The sequence below is a fragment of the Bacteriovorax sp. Seq25_V genome (assembly GCF_000447795.1).
Classification (GTDB): Bacteria; Bdellovibrionota; Bacteriovoracia; order Bacteriovoracales; family Bacteriovoracaceae; genus Halobacteriovorax_A.
Genome location: NZ_AUNI01000010.1, coordinates 51,703 through 73,597, shown reverse-complemented (window position 1 = coordinate 73,597; position 21,895 = coordinate 51,703). Strand labels below are relative to the sequence as shown.

Genomic DNA, 21,895 nt, shown 5'->3' with positions numbered 1-21,895 from the left:
CAGAAGGGATTCGTACACTTAAAATAGTTTTTTGCCCCTACGGCGACAACGTAGTTTCGATTACTTAGAGAATAAAAAAAACTTACATCTGGAGGGTTATTTACAGTTGTAGACACGAGAAACCGAATCCTCATCCTTACCGTATTTTTTTTGAATAATTTCAAGGACTTGCTTAACTTTAAAATACTTAGCAATGGTAGCCTTATTTTGCTGTTCTTTACTGCTACTATAGATTTTAACAATATCAGATGCCTCCCAAGCCGCTTCTTGAAGCGAGTTTGGAGTATCTAAGTACTTTGTCAATTGTACTATATTCATACCACTAACCGATTTTACTCTTAAATACTCGCGCGCATCAGAACCAAGGGCCTTGATGATACAGATTGACTCACAAGACTTTTCCATGATGATTTCGTCGGCTTGGTTAATCTTCGCATTTGAACAAGCAGTAGACGCCATCGCGTGAACCGACAAAAGTGAGATGAGTAGTATTATATTTTTCATGATGGAGAGGTATACCTCAAAATTTTTGACAACGGCAACGCCATTTTTTACTTAAGAATTATTTACATCTTATATGCTCTAACCTCCTGTAAACACGATCCATCTTAACAATTCATAACTAAAGCTTATACCAGCAGATGTCGATAATTTACTTATGAACGATCACACAAACCAAGAATCTTCGAGTTATTTTACAATCCCTTTCAACCTTATCTTTATTGATGGGCCGATTCCATATCCAATTTATGTGAATTCATCATCACGTGAATCCGTTGAAAAATTTGTAAAAATTGTTGGTGAAGGAGAAGTACTCCGTGAAGAGCTTGTTGAAGGTTTCAAAAAATACCTTCGTGTCTACGTCAAAGAAAGTGATCGCCCAAAATATTTACAAAGTTTAGTACATCATAAAAATGCAGCAGATATAGAAAAAGTAGCTGTCATAAAAGATTCAGCTATTAAATATCTTGATGATATATTCAGTCCTTCCAAGGAATTTAATACGCAAATCCTTGGCGAGGCAATTGAAGGTTGTCATGAATCAATGAAGTCAATGGTTGGCGTAATTAGAGATTATGATATCAACAATCTTAAGAATCTTATTGCTGATCTTTCATTTCATGATTTTTATACCTACGACCATTCTATCAATGTAAGTATGTACACGGTTTTAATTTTCAAATCTCTAAAACCAAACGCAAAAGAAGAAGACCTCGTTAGCGCTGGTCTAGGTGGCCTTTTACACGATTTAGGAAAAACTAAAATCCCGACAGATATTTTAAATAATACAGGAAAACTTTCTGATGAAGATTTTAATGTCATCAAAACTCACCCAGAATTGGGAGCTGAGCTTTTTGAACAATCTTCCCCTGACCTACCTGGAATAAACAAGGAAGCAATCAAGAGAGTTATTCTAGAGCATCATGAAAACTGGGATGGAACTGGTTATCCAAATAAATTGCCTGGGAAGGACCATCATCTTTTCTCACGAGTTTGCTCAATTGCAGACTTTTTCGATGCTATCACGACGAAGAGATCTTACTCTGATGTTCTACCAATTGAAGATGCACTCGCTGTCATGGAAAAAACAGTTGGTAAAAAAATAGATCCAGAAATTTTTAAATTCTTCACTGAAAAAATCTCAAAAGCAGTTCTTAATGGTAAGGCCGGTATTGAACTTCCTGAAGATTTTGACACTGAAAGGGCCCACAAAGTTCTACCGATTCAAAAGGTTCAGCCTAAGAAGATTAGTAGCGACTTCACAAAACCTGAAGGGAAGCCAAAGAAAAAGGCTGCCTAACTATCTAATTTTCTTTAGTTGTTATTTTTCTTAGTCGATATGCCTATGTTTAGAAACTTTTACGTTTTGTCTTCGTACAATAAATAACAATATCGAGTCCCTCGATAACAAGGAGAATTTAATGAAATATTTTTTAATTCTAGCTACAATTTTTTCTCTCAGTACATTCGCTTCGGACAACAAAGACGCAAAGAAAGGTGAAAAGTTTGAAGCAGCAAAAACGAAAATCCTTGCAGGAATGGATGAAAGAATTTCAAGTCTAACTGAAGGTAAGGCCTGTATTTCTGCTGCTAAAAATCGTGAAGAACTCAAGTCTTGTCGTGCAAAAATGAAAGAGAAAATGAAAGGCATGAAAGAAAAAAGACAAGAACATAAAAAAGCAATGAAGAAGAAAATGAAAGAGAAGAAAAAAGAATCTTCTCAAGAATAAAAACTAAGCACTCGAAAGAGTGCTTTTTGATTTATAAAACCAAATTAAAATTTCTAGCATCAACACTGAAACTTTAAGATCATTTATATTCGTGAAATAAAAAACTGAACTGGGAAAGAATGGTCGGAGCCACATCTTGCGATCAAAGGCTAACGGGCTTTGGCGCAAAGATGCGTAAGAACGAAAACTAAAAATATAAGCGTTAGCGCTATATTTTTAAGACCATTTATGTTCGTGAAATTAAAAACTAGAACTGGGAAAGAATGGTCGGAGCACATCTTGCGATCAAAGGCCAACGGGCTTTGGCGCAAAGATGCGTAAGAACGAAAACTAAAAATATAAGCGTTAGCGCTATATTTTTAAGACCATTTGTGTTCGTGTAATATTAAAAATGAACTGGGAAAGAATGGTCGGAGCCGAGAGGATTTGAACCTCCGACCCCTTGCTCCCAAAGCAAGTGCGCTACCAAACTGCGCTACGCTCCGACATTAAGATTGTGAGATTAGTTTATAATTTATCTTTTCCGTTTTGGCAATTTCTTTCTCTAAAAAATATTTCAGCCTGCTTACAAGCTTTTGCCCTGTGGGAATTATCATCTTTCCACTCAGCTAACTCGGCGATTGTCTTATCACTTTCATGGGCTAAGGGTTTGAAAACTGGATCATATCCAAAGCCATGCTCCCCAGTATAGGTGTCACTAATCTGGCCTTCCATTCTTCCTTCGAAGAAATAAATGTTATTTTCATCGATATAAAAACAGAGAACACAAACAAAATAGGCTTCCCTATTTTTCTCGTCTTGCATCTTCTCAAGAAGAAGCATTGCCCTGTCTTTATCAGTTAGGCCATCTCCACCAAAACGAGCTGAGTGAATTCCTAACTCATTTGGCAAGGCCGCCACACAAATTCCAGAGTCATCAGAAAGAATTGGCGTTTTAAATTTGTCATAATAAGCCTTGGCTTTTTTTAAAGCATTCTCATGAAAAGTCACACCGTCTTCGACAACCTCGAGCTTTTCAGGGGCTGCCGAAATTTCCAAAACTTCAGGATTAAAAATTTTTGCGAATTCTTCTGCTTTATGAGCATTACCTGTCGCAAGTACAAACTTATTCACTTAAAACCTTTTTCTGTGCTTCAAATACATGTACCAGGGAAGTCTTTGCACAATCAATTAGGGCCATTAGCTCTTCGCTTGAAAATGGTTCTCCCTCTGCTGTACCTTGAATTTCAACGAACTTTCCAGTTCCTGTCATTACGATATTCATATCTGTTTCACAGCTTGAATCTTCCTCGTAATTTAAATCTGCGATAACTTCACCATTTTTATTAATCCCAATGCTAAGCGCCCCAAGACTGTCTTTAATTGGATTTTCAGTAATCACACCATCATTCATTAGTTTCTTTATTGCTAACTCTAGTGCAACGTATGCTCCAGAAATTGATGTTGTCCTTGTTCCACCATCAGCTACCAGAACATCGCAATCAAGAGTAATTATTCTTTCCCCTAATTTTTCTAAATCAATAACTGCTCTTAAACTTCTTGCGATTAAGCGTTGAATCTCTTGAGTTCTGCCACCAAGTTTTCCAACTTCTCTTCTACTTCTTGTATGTGTTGATCCTGGAAGCATTGAGTATTCAGCCGTTACCCAGCCTCTATTTTGACCTCTAAGCCATGGAGGGACACCATCTTCCATTGTAGCAGTAATATGAACTTTCGTATTACCGAACTCAGCAATAACACTCCCTAGTGCATAAGGATTGATATTTTTTTGAAATTTGATTTCTCTAGGTACAGATCGTTTAATTAGTGACATAAATTCCTCAGGCTGATAATTATTAAAGACAAGAAATTCTAACATAAACAGAGTCACCATGAAACACCTACATTTTGACACAATTAGCTCAACTCAAGACTATCTAATTGAAAACCTCGAGGGTTCACCCGAACATTTTCTAGTTAGTGCTAAACATCAGTCAAAAGGGCGTGGGCGCTCTTCCAACAAATGGGATTCATTTTCTAACTCACTAGCTTTTTCATTTAAGGTTGCGCCATCAAAAGTTCTAACCCTCACATCACTAGAAATTGCCATACTCCTGATCAAGTTTATTGACAGCGAAAAAGTTAAACTTAAATGGCCAAATGACTTACTATCTGTAGACCTCAATAAGTGTGGAGGAATCTTAATTCAACTTATTGATGGAGTTGCAATCGTGGGAGTTGGTCTTAATTGGGGCCAGAGCGTTGGTGAAGAGCATGAAGAATATAAAACAGGTAAAGGTGAAATCTCATCTGCTGTTTTAAATGATACTGAATTTGAAACACTACCTAAAGCAATATACGAATTCATATTGCAAAATCGTATGGAACCATCTCAGATAATTACAGATTGGAATGCTAATTGTGTTCACCTTGGAAAAAAAGTTACAATTCTTGATGGTGACGATAGAGTTGATGGAATCTTTAAAGGAATTGGCCCCGCAGGAGAGGCCATTATTGAAAACAATAACAAAGAGCTTAAGATTTACTCAGGCTCTCTAATTATCAATAGAGCTTAAAACCTCTTTACTAATATTTTTAAGCTCTTTTTTAATAATATTTTCTGCTAGATCAGGAATAATATCCCACATGATTTTTTCAATATTTTCTCTACAGTATTGATCAACATACTTATGAACAATTGGAGAAAGGTCTTCTTTCAATGCCTCTTTAAGCTCTTCAGTAGAAAGCCCAACCATTGGAGAACTATTGCCCTCCATTACATTGTAGTGAAAATCGTTATTAACAAGAGGTTCTGCTTCAGTTTCCTCTTCTTCATAATCAATTTCTTCTTCTGCTATAAGAGAAACCTCTTCTGGCTCAGAAAGAACCTCATCAACTGACCAAAAATCAGATGATTCTATATCTTCTTCACTAAGGGCTTCTAACTCATCATGGCTATCACCAGCATCAAGAGACTCTAGCTCATCAAGAGAAATTTCTTTTGTAACTTCATCCTCTGAGTCTGTGTAGTCTTCATCTTCAACTTCTTCAACAAGTGTATTTGCTGACAAGAATTTTGAAGCAATATTTTTAGACTCTTCGATTACTGGAGGATATACAGGATAATCATTTGTTAAATCCCTTGCTGCTAGGTCATCTTTACTAAATCCCCAACCTCCAAGTTCATTATCAAGGTCATTTGAATCAATCTCATCAGAAGCATCAGCAGAGAACTCTTCAAGCTCCTCAATTTCAGCTTCACTTTCTTTAACCTGAGGTGAATTGATATCCCAATCAGAAAAATCAGTCTCATCATCAGACTCTTCTTCCAGTACTTCAGTAGCAGTCTCAACCTCAGCACTTAGAAGAGCTTCACATTTACGTATAAATTTATCTGTTTCAAATGGCTTTACAACTTTGTCAGCGAAACCGGAATCAACAAATTGCGACTCATCGATAGTATCAAATGTCCCTAGGAGGGCCATTATTGGAATCGTTTTATTCTTTTCACGAACAGCCTTTGCTAGCTCATATCCAGATTTTGTTTCAGACAGACTAAAATCAAGAAGTAGCAAGTCAGCATCAGATGAGATTTTATTATAAAGCTCACTCTCACTTAGAACTGAAATGAGCTCATATCCCTTACTCCCGAAGGTGATTTTAATTACTTTTTGAATTGTTTGGCTGTCATCAGCAACGATTATTTTTTTTGTCATAAATTAATAACTCCAGTTATTATTGTTGCCTAAAATAGACGTCTAATCAACAAAGAATTAAAGAGTTATGACAATAGCCGACTGATTATCTAGGTTACCTCTATCGTTAGAAACACTAAATAATCTCTTCACTATGTTTAGTTCATCTGTAATTGTTGATTCAATAATTGTTTTAATATCATCAGTAGCAAGTCGTGAATAAACACCATCTGTCAGAAGACAGATCTTATCACCTTTTCGCACACTAATTTCCCAAACTTTTGGCATTAATCTTTCGAATAAACCAAGTCCAGAAAGAGGGAATGTCCTATTTGTCATATTATTTTCAATTGATCCAATTGGCGTGATTGTATCTGGTGGTGAGATTACTGAAACTTTATTTCCACGATATAAAAAGCCTGCACAATTTCCAGTTGATGCTAGACTCAGGATATTTTCACTCACAATACCAACAAGACAACTTACACCAGCTCTTTCATTCATTGGTCTATCTTTATTTGTATTAATAAGCGTTGCATGTGCAATCTCAAGGGCATTAATTAAACAATTTGTTTCTAATAAATAATTCGGACTAAAGAAATATGGCATCGTTGAATCAGGATCGACACTTACCTTGGTAAAGAATGCTCCGACTTTCTCCCTGGCCATTGCGACAGCTGTATCACCAACAGTTCCGCCACCAAACCCATCAAAAACTCCAAAGAGTCTACTTTCGAGATCTACAATAATATCATCTTCATTGATATTGAGGTAAGGTCCCTGAAAAGTTTTTGCATAATAGCTTTCAATCTCAATCATAAATTCCTCAATCTATCAGTAGACTTAATATAGTACTCATTATCTTCAGGAGTGATTTGTTGAATCTCCTGAAACTTCTCTTTTGCCTTTTCAAATAAACCAAGAGATTCAGCAATAATAGCTTCACGATATATTTTTTGCGCCCTCGAAGTCAGAGTGAACTTAATATCATCCATCTCATTTAATGCTTCAACAGAAGTCGGATCATATTTTAAAATTTCATTGTATACGTTATAGGCACCTTTTAGATCTTCTCCTTCTTTCAAAGAACGTGCTTTCCCAAGCAGAGGCTCTACGACCTCTCCAAGCTTTGCCTTAGATTCTTTAAGCATGTCAGTCCCTTCTTTAATAAGATCCTCATCCATACTCTTAATCGTTAAGAACTTTTCGAGTTCGCCGATTGCACGATACCACTCTTCTTTGAGATATAAAGCCTTACCAGGTGCTAAAGAATCAACCATTCGCTTTCTCTCAGCAATTTTTTGGGCCTCAGCTAATTCTTTTTCCGCCTTTTCTTTTTTCCATGCATTTAAATCGATTTCTAAGTTTGTTACATCGTAATTATCTGGATCAATTTCACGAATTTTCACAAACAGATTTTCTGCAGATGATACATTTCGTTCTTTAACTGCAACTTCTGCTTTCTCAAGTAGCTCTTGTACCTTCTTCTTTCTAATTGCGCGTTCTTCTTCTGCTCGTCTCTCTAGCTCTGCTTTTTCAAGCTGAGCTAGTTTTTCCTTGGCAAGCTGATTTAACTGAATTGCTTCTTTATAATCTTTTTTGATCAAAAATAGCTTTTCAAACTCAGCTATTGCTTCGGGATACTTCCCCTCGACAAGAAAGGCTTGCCCTAGTTGATAAAGAGATTCTGCCTGTGCGGCCTGCTCAGGTGTCAACTTTGATTCAGTAGGTTTCTGAGCTTCGACTACTTTCTCATTCTTTTTGGCATTTGCTTTTTTTGCTGTCTCAGTAGCTGGTTGCTCACCATCATCCAAGAAAATCCACAAGGCAACTAAGACGACAGCATATATCAAGAGCTTCTTTCTCTTTTGAGGATCTTTAAGTGCCTCTTTCGAGAATAACGAACTATTTCCGCCAAGTGAACTAGAGTCAATACCCTCTCCCCCGTCAAAATCGGCATCGTCACCATCCATGACTTCGACAATTTCTTCAACTTCGACGACTTGGTTTTCTTCAACAGGCATCAACATGCCTTTTTGACTATCGATGAACTCGCTTCCAATACGGACAGTAAATGTTGTCCCACCGATAATAAACTCATCACCATTTGTGATATCTTTTTTGTTAATCCTTTTTCCGTTAAGTATTGTCCCGTTTCCAGACTGTAAATCTTCTAATGTACAGGTAATATTATTTTTACGAAGTACTGCGTGAACTGATGAAACTTCTGGATCAGCAAGAACGATCTTACACTTCTTTGGGTCACGACCAATAAAAACTTCAGAATCTTCAATATTAAAAGTGTCGTATGGGGCAAACTCACCAAAGAGTTCTAATGAAAACTTGGCAAATCCACTTAAGACCTTTGTTCCCTCATCATCGTCATAGGAATCGACTGCGTACTCATCATCATATGAATCCGCATAATCATCTAACATCTCATCCTCCCCCATGGTCTCGTCACTAGGGGTTTCAAAGTTATTCTCAGTTAATTCACTTTCATCAAATGACTGGTCAAAATCATCTAGCGTTTGAGGTGCTTCCTCTTCTACTGTATCGTCTAAGGCTTCGGTGTAATCAACTGGCTCTTCTGCAACAGTTAAAGTTCCATCATCCTCAGCACTAAAATCCTCTTGTATCGTTTCGGTACGATCTTCAATGACAGCGGTATTTTCAGTACTGTCATCAACTTCATCAATAACTTCTGGTGTCTCTTGAATATTATGAGCTGATTCAAACTCAAAAGTGAGACTGAATTCATCGACCTTAAGTAGATCACCATTATTTAAAATATTTTCTGAATATATTTGAGCATTATTAACAGTGACATCAACATAATCTGACAAATTACGAATCTTCCATATTTTGCCATCAAAACTCAGTTGGCATTGCTGTCGTGATATCTTTTGATCATCTAAAATTACGTGACATTCATTTGACCTACCTATATAGAAGGTAGACGCCTGCCCTTTAACTACAAATGAAGCTAATTCAATTTTATGTAGAATATTTCCATTTTTAGAAACAGTGATTATCACGTTCATCCTTTCCAAGTTTAGTTGCCATATCTTTTACATTTTTATCGGCTTCTTTAAATCTTTCATCATCTGGATAATCTTTTAGTAACTTTACGACACTACAATATGTCATTAAAGCCTGATGAAATTTCAAAGAGTCTTTATATTTTGTTGCCTGTAAGAACATAACTTCGATTTTCTCATCTAACCTCTGCTTAGCTCTATTCATATGAAAAGCAGCATCCCCACTATTTGGGTCTAGCATTAGAGCAACACCAAATTCCTCCATCGCTCTGAAGTAATTCCCTTCTCTCGCCTCTCTCCTACCACGATGAATATAAGCTTCTACCTTTGTTTCAACTTCTTTCTCCACATCAGACTTCTTACTCGTAGTCTTCTTTGTTCCCTCTATAAAAGGTGTGGTATTTGAATTATTCTTTGCATTCTTTGTTGCATCACCAGATTCATCTGAAGGAAGGAATAAAAAAGCAGCAGCAAGAATAAGAATAATCAACATTAAATTATTCTTTTTCTTAGGCTTCGCTTTTGACTTCTTTACCTTAGACTTTACTTCTTCAACTTCTTCTTCCTCTTCTTCATCATCGTCTTCATCTTCAACTAGAGCGAGTGGCATAATATCGAGAATAGAATACTTATAAACTGTCGAGCCTATTATTATCTTGTCGCCATTTTTTAACTTGTGCTGTTTCACATCGAGATCGTTAACTACGACGCCATTTTGTGAGCCAAGATCAGTAAGGACGATATCCTTTCCAACACGTGATAATTCGACGTGCTCTCTTGATGCTTGAGTGTCTAGAATTTGAATATCGGCCTTATTAGATCGCCCCATAACCATTCGGTTACCATTAAGGTAATAACAAAGACCTTTATTCTTTCCTGTCATACAAACGACACGATGATACACCCCAGCTGTCTCTGGAAGTGTTAAGTCTTTAGTAATTTTAACAGGCGCTTTACTCATTTAAGGTTAACCCTCTTGTACAAACGTTACGTAAAATGCTTTTGGAAAATTATCTTTTCCAATTAGACTTACCGTATAGATACTATATGGATGTCCAGCAAGTTCATATTCTCCATGTTGTGAAGTTCCACCATTCTCACCAGATGCATCACATAGCTCCATCACCGTGGCAGCAAAACCTTTTTCTCTTGCGACATCGAGCAAACTCATTCCCAGAGATGAAGATTCCCTAATCCCTGTAATGTCCTCTGCTTGCCCGTTAATATGAGAGAGATTCTTCTCTGAATTAAGAATTAACACAGGACCTGTTGCCCCTTGCATAAATTCATAAAGAGAAGCAACATAAGTTTCATCACTTTCTAATTCTGTAAAATCATCATCCATAGAATCCTTTTGTAGCTCACGTAATCGCTGCAAAATTGTATTCACAGATGATCTTAATGGAGATAGCTCTCCCCACAAAAACTGACTTTCAAGTGTTCTACGCTTGCCTCTTAACGACTCTTCAATCTGAAACTTCATCTCTTCCAGTGGTCGTAGTGTTAGATAGTATAAAATCGCAAAGAAAATAATCGATGCAATAAATGATGTAATTAGAGCCTCAAAGTATGCAACCTGGCTTTTCGTTGCCTCTTCTGTAATTGATGTAGGTTTAAATCGAATTGCAATAACACCAACAATATCAGATTCACCTGTTTTCATGTTTGGAGCCTTGATGACCTGTCCAATACCAATTTCATTATTTTCTAGTCGAACAACAAACCCATTATCGATGTTTCGAGGATTTGCTTCAGCCCACTGTCTAACTTGTGCGGAAAAAGGGTCATCAATATATTGATTCAAGCGACTAAGTGGTCTAACAATTCGTCCACTAATATCGAAGAGATCATACGAAACAATCCCCATGTTATTTGCTTCTAAAAACGATGTATCAACTCGATCAAGATCTTTAATAGACAGGGCTTTCCTGTTCATTCTCTTGATCTGATCCGCATAATGCTCGCCTCTTTTAGCAACTTCATAAAGAAGTAGCGCCTTACTTGTTTTTAAAACAGGCAAGATAGTTAGTGTTACGTTAACGACAACGAAGATAAATAGTAAAATGGCAATTAATATACGCCATTCATATTCATTGTTAATTCCGTGGATAATAGACATGAAGCGATACTTAAAGAGCCAAATAAGCTTACCTGCGACATTCTCTGGCATATCACCACCAGTTAAGAAGTCTGGTTCATCATCATCTTCACTTTTTATTTTCTTCTTAATAATTTTCTTTTTTTCTTTAACTTGAACAACCTGAAGTATGGTGTCTGGAAGAGCGATTTTATCTCCATTTTTCACAGTAGTTCGCTTAATGATTTTCCCATTTACGAAAGTACCGTTAGCACTACCGAGATCTTTAATGTAGGCAACATCACCAGTCACAGAAATAGATAAATGCTTTTTAGAAACACCTTCTACTGGAAAGTGAACTGTGCACTCGTCCGATCGCCCAAGAGTATTTTCTCCCTCTGCAAGCTCATACTCTGTTCCGCGCAGTTTTCCTGCGACTACAACTAATTTATACATAACTCTAACTCTTCTCCGACCTTAAGATCGCCCTTTAGTTTTCCGGCCTCAAATTCAATTACTTGTGTTGCACCGAAAACAATTCTCGTCATTCTCCAAGGTTTAATATTTCTATAGACTCTTACCACCTTGAAGTTTTTATTCATAAATACGACATCGATTGGATACTTCATAAAGAATGTATGAATCGAATTGCATTTTTTAATTAATAATGAATCAAACTCAACCAACGGGCCTTTAAACATAAGACCAATTAATCGAGCAAAAAAGCTATCCGCAATCTTTATTTTTTCTGCAATTAATTCTCCACTTTGCTTTTTAAGTTTCATTATTTTCCTCCAGTCACCATATCAACAGCGATAGGAGCAAAAACCATCAATAAAACAGCTGGAAGAATAAAAATCATCATTGGAAAAAGAATTTTTGTCGCAGCAGTTGCTCCTTCCTTTTCAATATCAGCAGATTTCTTTTGTCTAATCTCAATAGATAAAGACTTCAATATAGGACCAATTGATGCCCCTACTGAGTCAGCAGCAATAAGTGTTGCACAAAAAGATGAAATTTGTACGAGGTCAACTCTCCACGCCATATTTCGTAGTGCTTCAGCTCTTGAGGCACCTACTTTAATTTCCTTAATTAGAATTTCAAACTCATCTGTTAAAGGACCTGGTTTCGCCTTCTCAACAACCTTTGTCATTGCAGCAACAAAATCCAAACCTGCTTCGACAGAAAGTGCCAACATATCAACACTGAAAGGCATACCTCTAATTAAATCTTTTTGTCTTGTTTCAATCTTTCCCTTGATCCAAATATCTGGGTACACAAATCCGACAGCAGCAGTAACAGGCACAAGACTCAATGGCCAAGTTGCTTCAAGGAAATATCTAATAACAATGAACATTACAGGGAAACCAACAATCAAAAATAGTTTAAATGCGTAGAAGTCCTCTGTTGTTAAGACATCTGTTAAACCGGCACTAGCTAGTTTTCTTCTATACTTCTCTTTGATTTTCTTTTTGTTCTTCATGCTCGCTACAACTGGCGAGAGATATCTTTTAAAGAAGGGTCTTGAGTATTGTAATACTATACCGTGGCTTTTAACTTTGCTAACCTTGGCATCTTCACCATCTTCTAGTTTTTGTTGCGCCTGAAATTGTTCGTTGTCTTGAAACATCATTAACGTAACAATCAAGACTGCAACACCCATAAGAAGTATTCCAGACCAAAAGATAATTTGTGAACCTTTATAAAGTTCATCACCTTTTAAATAATCACAAGCAGCCTTCTCACCATTTTTACAGGCTTCACCAATCAGGCGTTTACCTTCTTTCTGATAATTTATTTTATCTTGCTTGAATTTTGATTCAGTAAATTGAAGATATAAAAGTCCTAACTCAAAACAACTTGCTTGATAATTTTTTTTACACGAATCTTCGAGAATATAAGCATGTTGTCTCTTGTCATAAATATCATAAGAACCAAGTTTTTCGGCCTGAGCGAATACATTTGCTATATTTATAAAAAATATAAAGAAAATTAGAAATGAAAATTTATTTCGTAATGATATCATTACCCTAGAATACCAAATCTTTTCGATTCTTTAGCTACTAGGGCAATAAAGTCCTTATTTAAGTGACTGAATTTTATGCTTTATCAGCAGTAATTCCAACGATTTCACTCAGGAGTTCCTTGGCCTCAGCCGTACCAATTTTTTTGGTCACATCAGGAATATATTTTGGCTTATAATCTGATAAATACTGTTTCTTTAGTTCGTTGATACGTACTACTTTTTCTTCAATACACTCATTACTAATTTGTTTTTTCTTATATGCTTCTTTCACAGCGTAGTAAGCTTCTTTACATGTTTCCATACTACGATACTCAACTATATCAGCACCTGCCTTAAGGGCCATTAAGGCAGCTTCTCCATAAGAGTAACGATCTGTAATTGCTTTCATTTCCATATCATCAGTAATGATCACTTTCTTAAACTTCAACTCAGACCTTAAAAGATCATATGCATTTTTGGAAAGTGTACACGGAAGTTCTTCATCAATTGAATCAACTTGAAGATGGGCCATCATCACCATCTCAACTCTTGACTTAACTGCCTTAACAAATGGAATAAATTCTTCTTCTCTAAGCTCTTCTAAAGATTTTTTGACGATTGGTAGATCATAGTGACTATCTTTAGTTGTACAGCCGTGACCTGGAAAGTGCTTAGCACAACCCATTACATTATTCGTCTGAAGACCTCTAATCGCAGAAGATACAAATAGTGATACCGTTTCAGCATTATCACCAAACGCGCGGTCTCCAATAACTTTATTATTTGGATTATTAAAAATATCACAAACTGGAGCTAGATTAAGATTGATTCCACAGGCTTCAAGTTCTTTTGCTGCTATATCGTGAACTTCGAAACATACCTTTGGAGAATCTTTTTTAACAATATCAAGCATTGGTGGAAAATGAGTAAAATGCTTTTTAAATCTGATTACTCGACCACCTTCATGGTCTACAGCAATAAATAATGGAAAGTGATCTCTTAATGCTTGGATCGAGTTTACAAGTTCTGCCAATTGAGCCGGACTCTCATAATTATTTGCAAAGAGTATGACTCCACCAATATTTTCTTCTGAAATAAATTTACTTTCATCCTCAGTCAGTACTGTCCCTGAGATACCTGTTATAAATAATTGACCTAATTCTTTCATATATTCTCCAATAGTCCCTAATCGGATTTAAGTACTATTTTATTAGTTTTGGTTTTTTGGATCAAGAGCGTCTCTAAGTCCATCGCTAAACAAATTTAATGAAACAATTAAACCTGTCATTAATAGACTTGTAACTAAAACGACATGGGGAGCTTCTAATAGAACAACTTTTGCCATAGCAAGTATTGCACCCCAAGAATATTCACTTGCCCCAAGACCTAAGAACCCAAGACTTGCTTCACTAATAACAACCCCACTTAAACCTAAAACAAAGTGTATTGAAATGACTGGAAGTATTGAAGGTAGAATTGATTTGTAAAACAATCTAAAGTTAGACACACCAATTGCTCTTGCTGACTCAACAAAACCTAGATTCATAACTCTTAGTGTCTCACCTCTTGCAATTCGAGCGTAGCCTGGCCATGAAGTGAAGATTAAACACAGGACAAGACCAGTAACCGAAGCACCTGACATTGACATAACTAAAATAGCCAACAAAATACTAGGAAAAATAAAAATAATATTTGTAAACAAATCCATAAACTCAGATACAAACTTTATTTTCATTGCAGATAAATAACCTATAAGTATACCCAATAGACATGAAGACAAACTTACTACAAATGAGATTGTAAAAGTATAAACAAGCCCAACAGACAATACTTCAAAAAGACTACGCCCTAGAACGTCTGCTCCAAATACAAAACCATTTATGCTTGGTGCGACAAGTTCTTTTTCAATATTCATCTGTGGAGCAAATGTATTTCCTTTTAACAAAATCCATGTAATGGCCCACAAGAAATAGATGCCTAGAATAACTCCACCAATTTTTATTTCTTTATTTATTTTCATTGCTCGATTCTCGGGTCAAGTTTTGCATTCACGAAATCAATAACGAAATAGACAAACATATAAACTAGAGTTGAATATGCGATCACGCCCTGAACAACTGGGTAATCTCTATTTCCAATTGCCTCAAAAAGTAATGACCCAACACCTGGAATATCAAAAATTGTTTCAGTGATCATAGTCCCCGCCATAACCACAGATAGTTGAATTGCTACAACATTCAAAATTGTTGGCATACAGACTTTAATTATACGAAGTAAAATCGCTTTATTAAATAACCCTTTAGCCTGAAGAACAAGAACCCAAAGATTACTAACCTCTTCCAAGTACTTATTTCTCATAACTCGTATTATCACTGATGAAAGAGGAAGAACCAAAGTTAAAATAGGTAACACCATATGTGATAAACTCGTCCATTCTGACACGGGCAACACTCCGGCCTTAACTGCGAAAACGAGTACTAAGAGCGGGGCCAAGGAAAAAATTGGAAAGGATAACAATATCAAACTTCCAAATCGAACACCGTAGTCTTTAAGATTACCTTGATTAACTGCTGCAATGGTTCCAAGAATTAATCCGATCGGAGTAGAGATGAGGATTGAAATCAAGGCCAATGTCAACGTTGGCTTCATTCGCTCACCAAGTAACTCAACAACTGTTTCTTTATTAAAAAATGATTTGCCTAGATTAAGAGAAAAGATCCCTTTTACAAAATCAAAATATTGATGAGTAATTGTTTTATCTAAACCTAACTCAGAACGATATTTTACTATTTCCTCCTGCTTTGCTTCAGGTCCAAGTAGTCTTTCAACCGGATCACCTGGAGTCATCCTCAAGGCAAAGAATATAATTGTAATGGCCATCAATAGCGTAAAAAGTGTTTTCAATAAGAACTTCATTATCTACGAACCCTTGTATATGCCTGTGATGACCAATAATGATTTACAAGTTGTCCGTTCTTGTTAATGAAGTAGAACTGACTTTGTCCACCAGCATTCAGAGTAAAACGATAGAACCCCGCACTGTTTCTGCCATCGTAAGAAATTGTTGCTTCGGTAATTGGAGTTGGTGGAAGATTTAAAAACTGTTCATGAAAATATGGATAACCTTCCCACACAAGTATGAAATTCATTGTTCCAGAGTTATTTTTAACAGCATTTTCGAAGAAACTAGATACAACAGCACATTCAGTTACAATGGAGTAAAAACAAATCGCTCCATTCCCTTTTGGCATGGAATACTCTTTTGTGCCATTCCACTGATCTTCTGGCGAATCCATCGTAATTCGAACTATTTCTTTTTTGTAATCAAGAGCAAGTTTTGTCACGTATTTTTGACCATTTAAAAAATAGATTGCTTCTGACTTAATTGGCCTAAAAATTTTTGAATCTTTATTTAGTTCATATACTTCTGAGAATGTAACAGACTTTTCGACTACGACATCAGGTTTTTCCATATCAGTAATTAAAGTTTTGCTGATGAAATCCTTATCTTTATTATAACCGATACTTCTTTGAACTTTGTATGATCCAGCTTCTTCAGTCTGAACAAAGCTGGCCTCTTCAGGCTTTACTTCAATTTTATCAAGATTAAGATAAGCGCAGCTTGAAAACATTAATAGGTATAAGAAATTTATTAATTTAATATGCCTACCCCTCTAATTGATCTATAAACTTTGCAAATTCCTCATCTAAAGATGACAACACAATAGACTCATCATTCAAATTATTAATCAACTCACTTAGCTTTGGGTTTGCAGAGAAACTCATCCCAAGTTTCTTCATTCCAACCCCCTCTAAGCGGACATCAAGATAATCTACTTCATAAATTACTTCGATATCTTCAATAACAACATTATTTTTTTCAACAATTAAAATAGCTGATGTTGGTTTAGAATAGGTAATTAATTTTGCTTCATTTGAACTACAAACGGCCGATAGTCCTTTCTCAGATAAATCTAAAACTTTAACTCCGCCAATTTCAGGGACGCCTCGCAACTCTTCTTGAAATGACTGGAAAAGTGCTCTTTCTTTATTATCAACTTTATTGATAGATAGAACATTTCCTGTGTCCACTTCATCTTCTCTATCAATTTTAAGATAAAGTTGACTTGGGACACGAGGGTGCATTCTTAGTCTTACATCTCTTCTTCTTTCGACTCGATAAATATCACCCAGAGGAGTTAATTTAACATCTCCGTCAAGTTCCTCCGTTGTTGCACGAAAGTAGTAATTCATCCCACGCAGATTAAAAGATACAAAGTAAACTTTCTCTTCATTATAGAAATCAAATTTTGCAATTTTTAAACTTAGATTTTCAACAGACTTAAGCTCTACACGAGCATATGTATTAACATCTTCCCAAATTTTAAGTGGGTGTCTAGAAAAGAGGAGCTCTCTTAGTTTATTTTCTATATCCGAGAGCTCTAATTTTAGAAACAAATCATCCTGATTCATTCTTACCTCAAATTAATTTTTTATGACAACGTCGCAACTTGCTTTAAAAGTTCAATCTCCTCAAGCGCTTTACCACATCCGCGAACAACACATGTTAATGGATCCTCAGCAAGAGCAACAGGAAGACCTGTTTTTTCCTTAATAAGAATATCAAGGTTTGCAAGAAGAGAACCACCACCTGCGAGAATAATGCCATTATCTACGATATCAGCAGCTAGTTCAGGTGGAGTTTTTTCAAGAGAAGTCTTAATCGCTTCTACAACTTCAGCAATTGGGTCTGCAAGAGCATCTCTAATTTCATCCGAAGTAACTTCAATAATCTTTGGAGCTCCAGCAATAAGATCTCTACCTTTAACTTCGAAAGTTTTAACTTCATCATCAAAAGGGTATGCATTACCAATAGATATTTTAATTGCTTCAGCAGTTCTCTCTCCAATTAGAAGAGAATATTTTTTCTTAATATAAGACGCGATTGCCTCATCAAATTTATCACCAGCAACTCTTACAGACTGAGAGTAAACGATACCACCAAGAGAAATAACAGCAACTTCAGTTGTTCCCCCTCCGATATCAACAATCATATTTCCAGATGGTTCAGTAATTGGAAGACCTGCACCAATTGCCGCGGCCATTGGTTCTTCAATCAGATAAACTTCTCTAGCTCCAGCCTGTTCAGCTGATTCTTTAACTGCTCTTTTCTCAACTTGCGTAATACCAAATGGAATACAAATGATAATTCTTGGTTTAACAAGTTTTGATCCTGATAGTGATTTTTGAATAAAGTATTTTAACATCGCTCCAGTAACTTCAAAGTCAGCGATAACACCATCTTTCATTGGTCGAATTGCTTTAATTGATCCTGGAGTTCTACCAAGCATTTGCTTTGCTTCAATACCAACAGCAAGAACTTTACTCTGTCCTTTATAACCTTGATGAACAGCAACTACAGATGGTTCATTTACAATGATTCCTCTATCTTTTGCATAAACAAGAATATTCGCTGTACCTAAATCGATCGCTAGATCATTTGAAAACCAATCAAAAACTTTTTTAAACATTTGTATATCCTTTTTAAATTTTAACTATTTTTTACCAGTGATAATGTCTTACGTTCTCACCTCTATCAGCGATATCAGCCATTGCTTCAATCCCTAACTCGATATGTCTGTCAGTGTAATTTCTAAATACACTCTTTGCAGATTTCTTTGTCTTAATTCCATCCTTAGTCATTGGACAATCTGATATTAAAAGTAATGCTCCAATATTTACTTTAGAAACAAAACACGAAACGAAGAGTGCTGCAGTTTCCATCTCAACAGCAAGAACTCTCTCCTCAATTAATTTTTCTTTGAATCTTTCATCAAATTCCCAAAAACGGTAATCTGTCGAGTGAATTGTCCCTGTTCTATAATCGTATCCATGTTCAACAAGAATTTGTGAAACAAATTTTTGAACCTTGAAAGTTGGAAGAGCAGGTACTTGCTTTGGTAAGAAGTGTTCAGTAACACCTTCTGCCCTAATAGAAGCAATTGGAAGAACGAAGTCACCAACTTTTAAAGATGGGTGAACCGCACCGGCCATACCTAGAAATAGAACTGCTTTTGGCTGTACTACAGAAATAAGCTCACCAATTAAGGCGGCCATCGCAGCACCAACACCAAACTCAATAATAGTTACTTTTGCTTTTTTAGAAGATGCTGCCTTAAAAGCTGAACCTTCTGTATAATGACTATCATCAAGAAGTATATTGAATCTCTCAATGTAGTAGTGGAAGTTTGTTAAAATAATCTGTTGCTGAAAATCACCAAAGTCATGTCCAGTGTATCTCTCAAGCATATCAATTGCGATTTGCTTTTTATCATTGTTCCAGTGGATTCTTCTCGCTCTTAATGCAGCTCTTTTTAATTCAAGATCTGTTGCAAGTTTCTTAGTTGTTTTTTTAACGAGATTTATTTCTTGAAAAGCTAAGTCATCAACAAAGGCCGTGTCGATTCCAGGCTTCGAATTAACAGCTTTTTTTGTTGATACTTTCTTAGTAACTTTTTTAGCTGTTTTCTTTTTAATTGTATTATTTTTCGAAGTAACTTTTTTAGTTACTTTCTTTTTCGCATTGCGCATTCCGTTACACCTTTATTTTATGCATCCATTGCATTTAACTACATAAAATGTACCATTTACGTATTTTTTTTGACAACTATTTATTGCCCTTAAATAATATTTGATGACAATCTACCACTTGCCAATTCAAAGCTTTTTTTCTAGTATAACTAATCATTTTAACACTAAGCAAAAGGATATACCATGGGTGCAGGAAGAAAAAGATCAGCTCTAAAAATGAAAAGAAAAACTGGTCAAGCAAAGAAAAAAGCAAGAATTCTTAAAAGAATTAACGCTAAGAAGTAAAAGCTGTTATTCAGCTTTTACTTCCTCTAATTTCATCTTAGAGGTTTTTCCTCTGTAAAGATTCATCAAATTCATTTTCTTAAGCCAAACATTCTCTTTTAAAACCCAATCACCTGTTAAGCCAGTAACATGATTTGCTGTAATTAAGCTCTGTTCAAGATCTCCTCTCGACTTAAACTCACCACTACCTAGAATATTATTAGCGATTTCAAAGGCCTCATAGCCCAATAGTTCAACGATCCTTGGACTCTCTTGATTCCTTCTCTTGAAGCTATTTACGAAGTCTGACTCTCCCTTAGGCACGTCACCATCAACAAAGTACAATCTTCCAAGCTTGTAACTTTCTTTAGAGATATTTGTTGATCTCCAACTTGGATCTCCAATAAGAGGAACATTAAAGGCATCAAAATATCCAAATGATGGAATAATTTGAAGTGCATCGTCTGGAGTTGATGGAATAAAGGCCCAATCAAAATCCACTTCAGGTTTTAACGTTTGAATTCTTCTGATACTTGTTGCTCCCTCAAGCTCATGAAGCTCCTCAAGAATCTCAAGTTCTTCCTGTCTCTCTCTTTTGTATTTAAGACCTAGAAGTTTTTGTACAGTATCTCTTTGATCTGTATTCTTACTATCGTAGACATGAACTCCAACAACTGTTGAGCCCGACTCAGATGCTTTTCTCCAGAACTCGTCAACATAGGCTCTCCCTCTTTCTGTATCAGGGAATATTATCGCTGCCTTTTTTCCAAACGAGCTTAAAAACTTCTCTTCAAATAGTACTGAGATCTGCGATTCAACCGAACCAGGAACTTCAATTAACAAATGATTCTTCTGTAGCTTATCAATAAAAACTTGAGATAGAGAAATAAAGAAGGTTCCATATTTTTTTGCCATTTCATATTCAGCTACTGCTTCATTAGAAAATAATCCACCAATTAGGAGTGATACATTCTTGCTTTCAATTAACTCTGCGACTCTTCTTTTTCCAACAACTGCACTGCCTGAGCTATCTGCAACTTCAAGAATAAGTGGAACCCATCCTTCATTATTTGCGTTACTTTCATTGAGATTTCTTACCGCATGATCGATACCAGCAAGAGCGCGTCTAGCAAAGATTCCCTTCTGTCCTTCAGCACTTAACGGTAAAACGATTCCGATTGATCTCTGGTTTAAAGAAGCGAAGTTTTCAATCCTTCTTAAAAAGTTGTTTGCAAGTTCAACAATACTCGGTGTTTCTTCGTATACGCGTGTAATCCATCCGGCAAGATTTGATGCCTCACTACGCTTCGCCTGATTATATAGTTGCTCAACTTCTAAATAAGTTAAATAACCTGCAATAAGAGTTTTCTCATCTGATAAGTCTTTAATGAATCTAATTCTTTCCTGTTGTTCTAATGAGAAATAAAGAGTTACCAACTCGCTAAACTGCTGGCTCGACTTTAAAACAACTAAATCTTTTTCTTTTGAGAGCATCCAAAACAATGACTCAATAGAAATTTTCTTTCTCCCAAGATCCTTTGCGACATTGAATCTCAGTTTGTGATAATTTTGAAATTCCTTTCCTTCTAATTTTTTGAAGTCACAAAGAAGTAATGTCGAAAGCGTATTATCTGTATCACCTAGTTTGTAATAAGAGCTCGCAAGATTGAGATGAATTTGAGCTGTTAGCTTTTCATCAAGACTGGAAGTTGTAAGTGCCATGTTAAAATTATAAATAGCTTGCTCAAAGTCTCCTTCCGAAAACCTAATAACACCAATTAAGTTTTTCTTCATCGCTACTTCAGTTGGCAGTAGCGGCTCATCTTGAATCGCTTCGAGCTGTGCGATTGCAGTGTCTTTACTTCCTGCTGCATATGCACCTTTTGCTCTTTCAATTAACTTTGTAAATTCTGGAGTGTACAGATTTTCTGTTCCTCTACTAATTAATGAAATCCCACCGCAACTAACTAAAAGTAAAAATGAGATATAGACGATTATCTTTTTCATGATCT

Annotated in this window: 21 protein-coding genes and 1 tRNA gene; 3 read left to right on the top strand and 19 right to left on the bottom strand. The window is 36.0% G+C overall.

Translation table 11 applies throughout. The features are described 5' to 3' along the window. Positions 1 to 96 precede the first annotated feature (96 nt). Positions 97 to 504: a hypothetical protein gene (locus M900_RS04490; RefSeq protein WP_021273752.1), complete on the bottom strand. Its 408-nt coding sequence runs from the start codon at positions 502 to 504 to the stop codon at positions 97 to 99. Between the two features lie 154 nt (positions 505 to 658). Between M900_RS04490 and M900_RS16955 the strand changes: the two genes are divergently transcribed. Together M900_RS16955 and M900_RS04480 are read left to right on the top strand one after the other, a co-directional pair. Further along, positions 659 to 1,801 carry an HD-GYP domain-containing protein gene (locus M900_RS16955; RefSeq protein WP_021273681.1) on the top strand — a complete coding sequence of 381 codons (1,143 nt, stop codon included), beginning with the start codon at positions 659 to 661 and terminating at the stop codon, positions 1,799 to 1,801. A gap of 121 nt (positions 1,802 to 1,922) precedes the next feature. After that, positions 1,923 to 2,231: a hypothetical protein gene (locus tag M900_RS04480; RefSeq protein ID WP_021273656.1), complete on the top strand. Its 309-nt coding sequence runs from the start codon at positions 1,923 to 1,925 to the stop codon at positions 2,229 to 2,231. Positions 2,232 to 2,638: 407 nt separating this feature from the next. On the opposite strand, the gene M900_RS04475 is transcribed toward M900_RS04480, so the two are convergent. The 3 genes from M900_RS04475 to rph all read right to left on the bottom strand — a co-directional run bounded on the left by M900_RS04475 (position 2,639) and on the right by rph (position 4,044). Beyond that, positions 2,639 to 2,716 (bottom strand) — tRNA-Pro (locus tag M900_RS04475). Between the two features lie 22 nt (positions 2,717 to 2,738). Beyond that, positions 2,739 to 3,344 (bottom strand): RdgB/HAM1 family non-canonical purine NTP pyrophosphatase, encoded by a 606-nt coding sequence (rdgB, locus tag M900_RS04470; RefSeq protein ID WP_021273739.1) that lies wholly within the window; start codon positions 3,342 to 3,344, stop codon positions 2,739 to 2,741. After that, positions 3,337 to 4,044 carry a ribonuclease PH gene (gene rph / locus M900_RS04465; RefSeq protein WP_034731412.1) on the bottom strand — a complete coding sequence of 236 codons (708 nt, stop codon included), beginning with the start codon at positions 4,042 to 4,044 and terminating at the stop codon, positions 3,337 to 3,339. Before rph ends, rdgB begins: the two co-directional genes overlap by 8 nt. A gap of 58 nt (positions 4,045 to 4,102) precedes the next feature. Between rph and M900_RS04460 the strand changes: the two genes are divergently transcribed. Next, positions 4,103 to 4,786 carry a biotin--[acetyl-CoA-carboxylase] ligase gene (locus M900_RS04460; RefSeq protein ID WP_021273729.1) on the top strand — a complete coding sequence of 228 codons (684 nt, stop codon included), beginning with the start codon at positions 4,103 to 4,105 and terminating at the stop codon, positions 4,784 to 4,786. Here the strand turns inward: M900_RS04460 and M900_RS04455 are convergent. The 15 genes from M900_RS04455 to M900_RS04385 all read right to left on the bottom strand — a co-directional run bounded on the left by M900_RS04455 (position 4,766) and on the right by M900_RS04385 (position 21,890). Then, a complete protein-coding gene (locus M900_RS04455) occupies positions 4,766 to 5,926 on the bottom strand; it encodes a response regulator (protein WP_021273655.1) in 1,161 nt (386 codons plus the stop codon). The genes M900_RS04460 and M900_RS04455 overlap by 21 nt on opposite strands. A 57-nt stretch (positions 5,927 to 5,983) precedes the next feature. Beyond that, positions 5,984 to 6,724 (bottom strand): PP2C family serine/threonine-protein phosphatase, encoded by a 741-nt coding sequence (locus M900_RS04450; RefSeq protein ID WP_021273619.1) that lies wholly within the window; start codon positions 6,722 to 6,724, stop codon positions 5,984 to 5,986. Next, complete coding sequence (locus tag M900_RS16950) at positions 6,721 to 8,949, bottom strand: FHA domain-containing protein (RefSeq protein WP_084703456.1); 2,229 nt, start codon at positions 8,947 to 8,949, stop codon at positions 6,721 to 6,723. Before M900_RS16950 ends, M900_RS04450 begins: the two co-directional genes overlap by 4 nt. Further along, complete coding sequence (locus M900_RS04440) at positions 8,924 to 9,907, bottom strand: FHA domain-containing protein (protein ID WP_021273639.1); 984 nt, start codon at positions 9,905 to 9,907, stop codon at positions 8,924 to 8,926. The genes M900_RS16950 and M900_RS04440 overlap by 26 nt, the downstream gene beginning before the upstream one ends. A gap of 6 nt (positions 9,908 to 9,913) precedes the next feature. Further along, positions 9,914 to 11,479 (bottom strand): FHA domain-containing protein, encoded by a 1,566-nt coding sequence (locus tag M900_RS04435; protein ID WP_021273604.1) that lies wholly within the window; start codon positions 11,477 to 11,479, stop codon positions 9,914 to 9,916. Then, positions 11,467 to 11,808 carry a DUF192 domain-containing protein gene (locus M900_RS04430; protein ID WP_021273645.1) on the bottom strand — a complete coding sequence of 114 codons (342 nt, stop codon included), beginning with the start codon at positions 11,806 to 11,808 and terminating at the stop codon, positions 11,467 to 11,469. The genes M900_RS04435 and M900_RS04430 overlap by 13 nt, the downstream gene beginning before the upstream one ends. After that, positions 11,808 to 13,049 carry a type II secretion system F family protein gene (locus M900_RS16945; protein WP_021273633.1) on the bottom strand — a complete coding sequence of 414 codons (1,242 nt, stop codon included), beginning with the start codon at positions 13,047 to 13,049 and terminating at the stop codon, positions 11,808 to 11,810. Before M900_RS16945 ends, M900_RS04430 begins: the two co-directional genes overlap by 1 nt. 73 nt (positions 13,050 to 13,122) lie before the next feature. Then, a complete protein-coding gene (gene nagZ, locus M900_RS04420) occupies positions 13,123 to 14,196 on the bottom strand; it encodes a beta-N-acetylhexosaminidase (RefSeq protein WP_021273745.1) in 1,074 nt (357 codons plus the stop codon). Positions 14,197 to 14,238: 42 nt separating this feature from the next. After that, positions 14,239 to 15,048, bottom strand: coding sequence for an ABC transporter permease (locus M900_RS04415; RefSeq protein WP_021273666.1), 810 nt, complete (start codon positions 15,046 to 15,048; stop codon positions 14,239 to 14,241). Continuing rightward, positions 15,045 to 15,944, bottom strand: coding sequence for an ABC transporter permease (locus M900_RS04410; protein ID WP_021273634.1), 900 nt, complete (start codon positions 15,942 to 15,944; stop codon positions 15,045 to 15,047). The genes M900_RS04415 and M900_RS04410 overlap by 4 nt, the downstream gene beginning before the upstream one ends. Beyond that, complete coding sequence (locus tag M900_RS04405; RefSeq protein ID WP_021273749.1) at positions 15,944 to 16,660, bottom strand: hypothetical protein; 717 nt, start codon at positions 16,658 to 16,660, stop codon at positions 15,944 to 15,946. The genes M900_RS04410 and M900_RS04405 overlap by 1 nt, the downstream gene beginning before the upstream one ends. A 34-nt stretch (positions 16,661 to 16,694) precedes the next feature. Then, on the bottom strand, positions 16,695 to 17,501 hold the full coding sequence (locus tag M900_RS04400) for a hypothetical protein (RefSeq protein ID WP_021273726.1): 807 nt from the start codon (positions 17,499 to 17,501) through the stop codon (positions 16,695 to 16,697). 20 nt (positions 17,502 to 17,521) lie between these two features. Further along, positions 17,522 to 18,559, bottom strand: coding sequence for a rod shape-determining protein (locus tag M900_RS04395; protein ID WP_021273625.1), 1,038 nt, complete (start codon positions 18,557 to 18,559; stop codon positions 17,522 to 17,524). A 31-nt stretch (positions 18,560 to 18,590) separates the two neighbouring features. Further along, a complete protein-coding gene (locus M900_RS04390) occupies positions 18,591 to 19,619 on the bottom strand; it encodes an AMP nucleosidase (protein ID WP_021273690.1) in 1,029 nt (342 codons plus the stop codon). A gap of 291 nt (positions 19,620 to 19,910) precedes the next feature. Next, a complete protein-coding gene (locus M900_RS04385; protein ID WP_021273594.1) occupies positions 19,911 to 21,890 on the bottom strand; it encodes an ABC transporter substrate-binding protein in 1,980 nt (659 codons plus the stop codon). Between the last annotated feature and the right edge of the window lie 5 nt (positions 21,891 to 21,895).

Excerpts from the sequence above, each read along its gene's own strand:
- rph (WP_034731412.1), bottom strand. The coding sequence starts at position 4,044 with ATGTCACTAATTAAACGATCTGTACCTAGAGAAATCAAATTTCAAAAA.
- M900_RS04385 (WP_021273594.1), bottom strand. The coding sequence starts at position 21,890 with ATGAAAAAGATAATCGTCTATATCTCATTTTTACTTTTAGTTAGTTGC.
- M900_RS16950 (WP_084703456.1), bottom strand. The coding sequence starts at position 8,949 with ATGAACGTGATAATCACTGTTTCTAAAAATGGAAATATTCTACATAAA.
- M900_RS04405 (WP_021273749.1), bottom strand. The coding sequence starts at position 16,660 with ATGTTTTCAAGCTGCGCTTATCTTAATCTTGATAAAATTGAAGTAAAG.
- M900_RS04395 (WP_021273625.1), bottom strand. The coding sequence starts at position 18,559 with ATGTTTAAAAAAGTTTTTGATTGGTTTTCAAATGATCTAGCGATCGAT.
- M900_RS04400 (WP_021273726.1), bottom strand. The coding sequence starts at position 17,501 with ATGAATCAGGATGATTTGTTTCTAAAATTAGAGCTCTCGGATATAGAA.
- M900_RS04410 (WP_021273634.1), bottom strand. The coding sequence starts at position 15,944 with ATGAAGTTCTTATTGAAAACACTTTTTACGCTATTGATGGCCATTACA.
- M900_RS04480 (WP_021273656.1), top strand. The coding sequence starts at position 1,923 with ATGAAATATTTTTTAATTCTAGCTACAATTTTTTCTCTCAGTACATTC.
- M900_RS04490 (WP_021273752.1), bottom strand. The coding sequence starts at position 504 with ATGAAAAATATAATACTACTCATCTCACTTTTGTCGGTTCACGCGATG.
- M900_RS04430 (WP_021273645.1), bottom strand. The coding sequence starts at position 11,808 with ATGAAACTTAAAAAGCAAAGTGGAGAATTAATTGCAGAAAAAATAAAG.
- M900_RS16945 (WP_021273633.1), bottom strand. The coding sequence starts at position 13,049 with ATGATATCATTACGAAATAAATTTTCATTTCTAATTTTCTTTATATTT.
- M900_RS04460 (WP_021273729.1), top strand. The coding sequence starts at position 4,103 with ATGAAACACCTACATTTTGACACAATTAGCTCAACTCAAGACTATCTA.
- M900_RS04390 (WP_021273690.1), bottom strand. The coding sequence starts at position 19,619 with ATGCGCAATGCGAAAAAGAAAGTAACTAAAAAAGTTACTTCGAAAAAT.
- M900_RS04455 (WP_021273655.1), bottom strand. The coding sequence starts at position 5,926 with ATGACAAAAAAAATAATCGTTGCTGATGACAGCCAAACAATTCAAAAA.
- M900_RS04440 (WP_021273639.1), bottom strand. The coding sequence starts at position 9,907 with ATGAGTAAAGCGCCTGTTAAAATTACTAAAGACTTAACACTTCCAGAG.
- M900_RS04435 (WP_021273604.1), bottom strand. The coding sequence starts at position 11,479 with ATGTATAAATTAGTTGTAGTCGCAGGAAAACTGCGCGGAACAGAGTAT.
- M900_RS04450 (WP_021273619.1), bottom strand. The coding sequence starts at position 6,724 with ATGATTGAGATTGAAAGCTATTATGCAAAAACTTTTCAGGGACCTTAC.
- M900_RS04415 (WP_021273666.1), bottom strand. The coding sequence starts at position 15,048 with ATGAAAATAAATAAAGAAATAAAAATTGGTGGAGTTATTCTAGGCATC.
- M900_RS16955 (WP_021273681.1), top strand. The coding sequence starts at position 659 with ATGAACGATCACACAAACCAAGAATCTTCGAGTTATTTTACAATCCCT.
- nagZ (WP_021273745.1), bottom strand. The coding sequence starts at position 14,196 with ATGAAAGAATTAGGTCAATTATTTATAACAGGTATCTCAGGGACAGTA.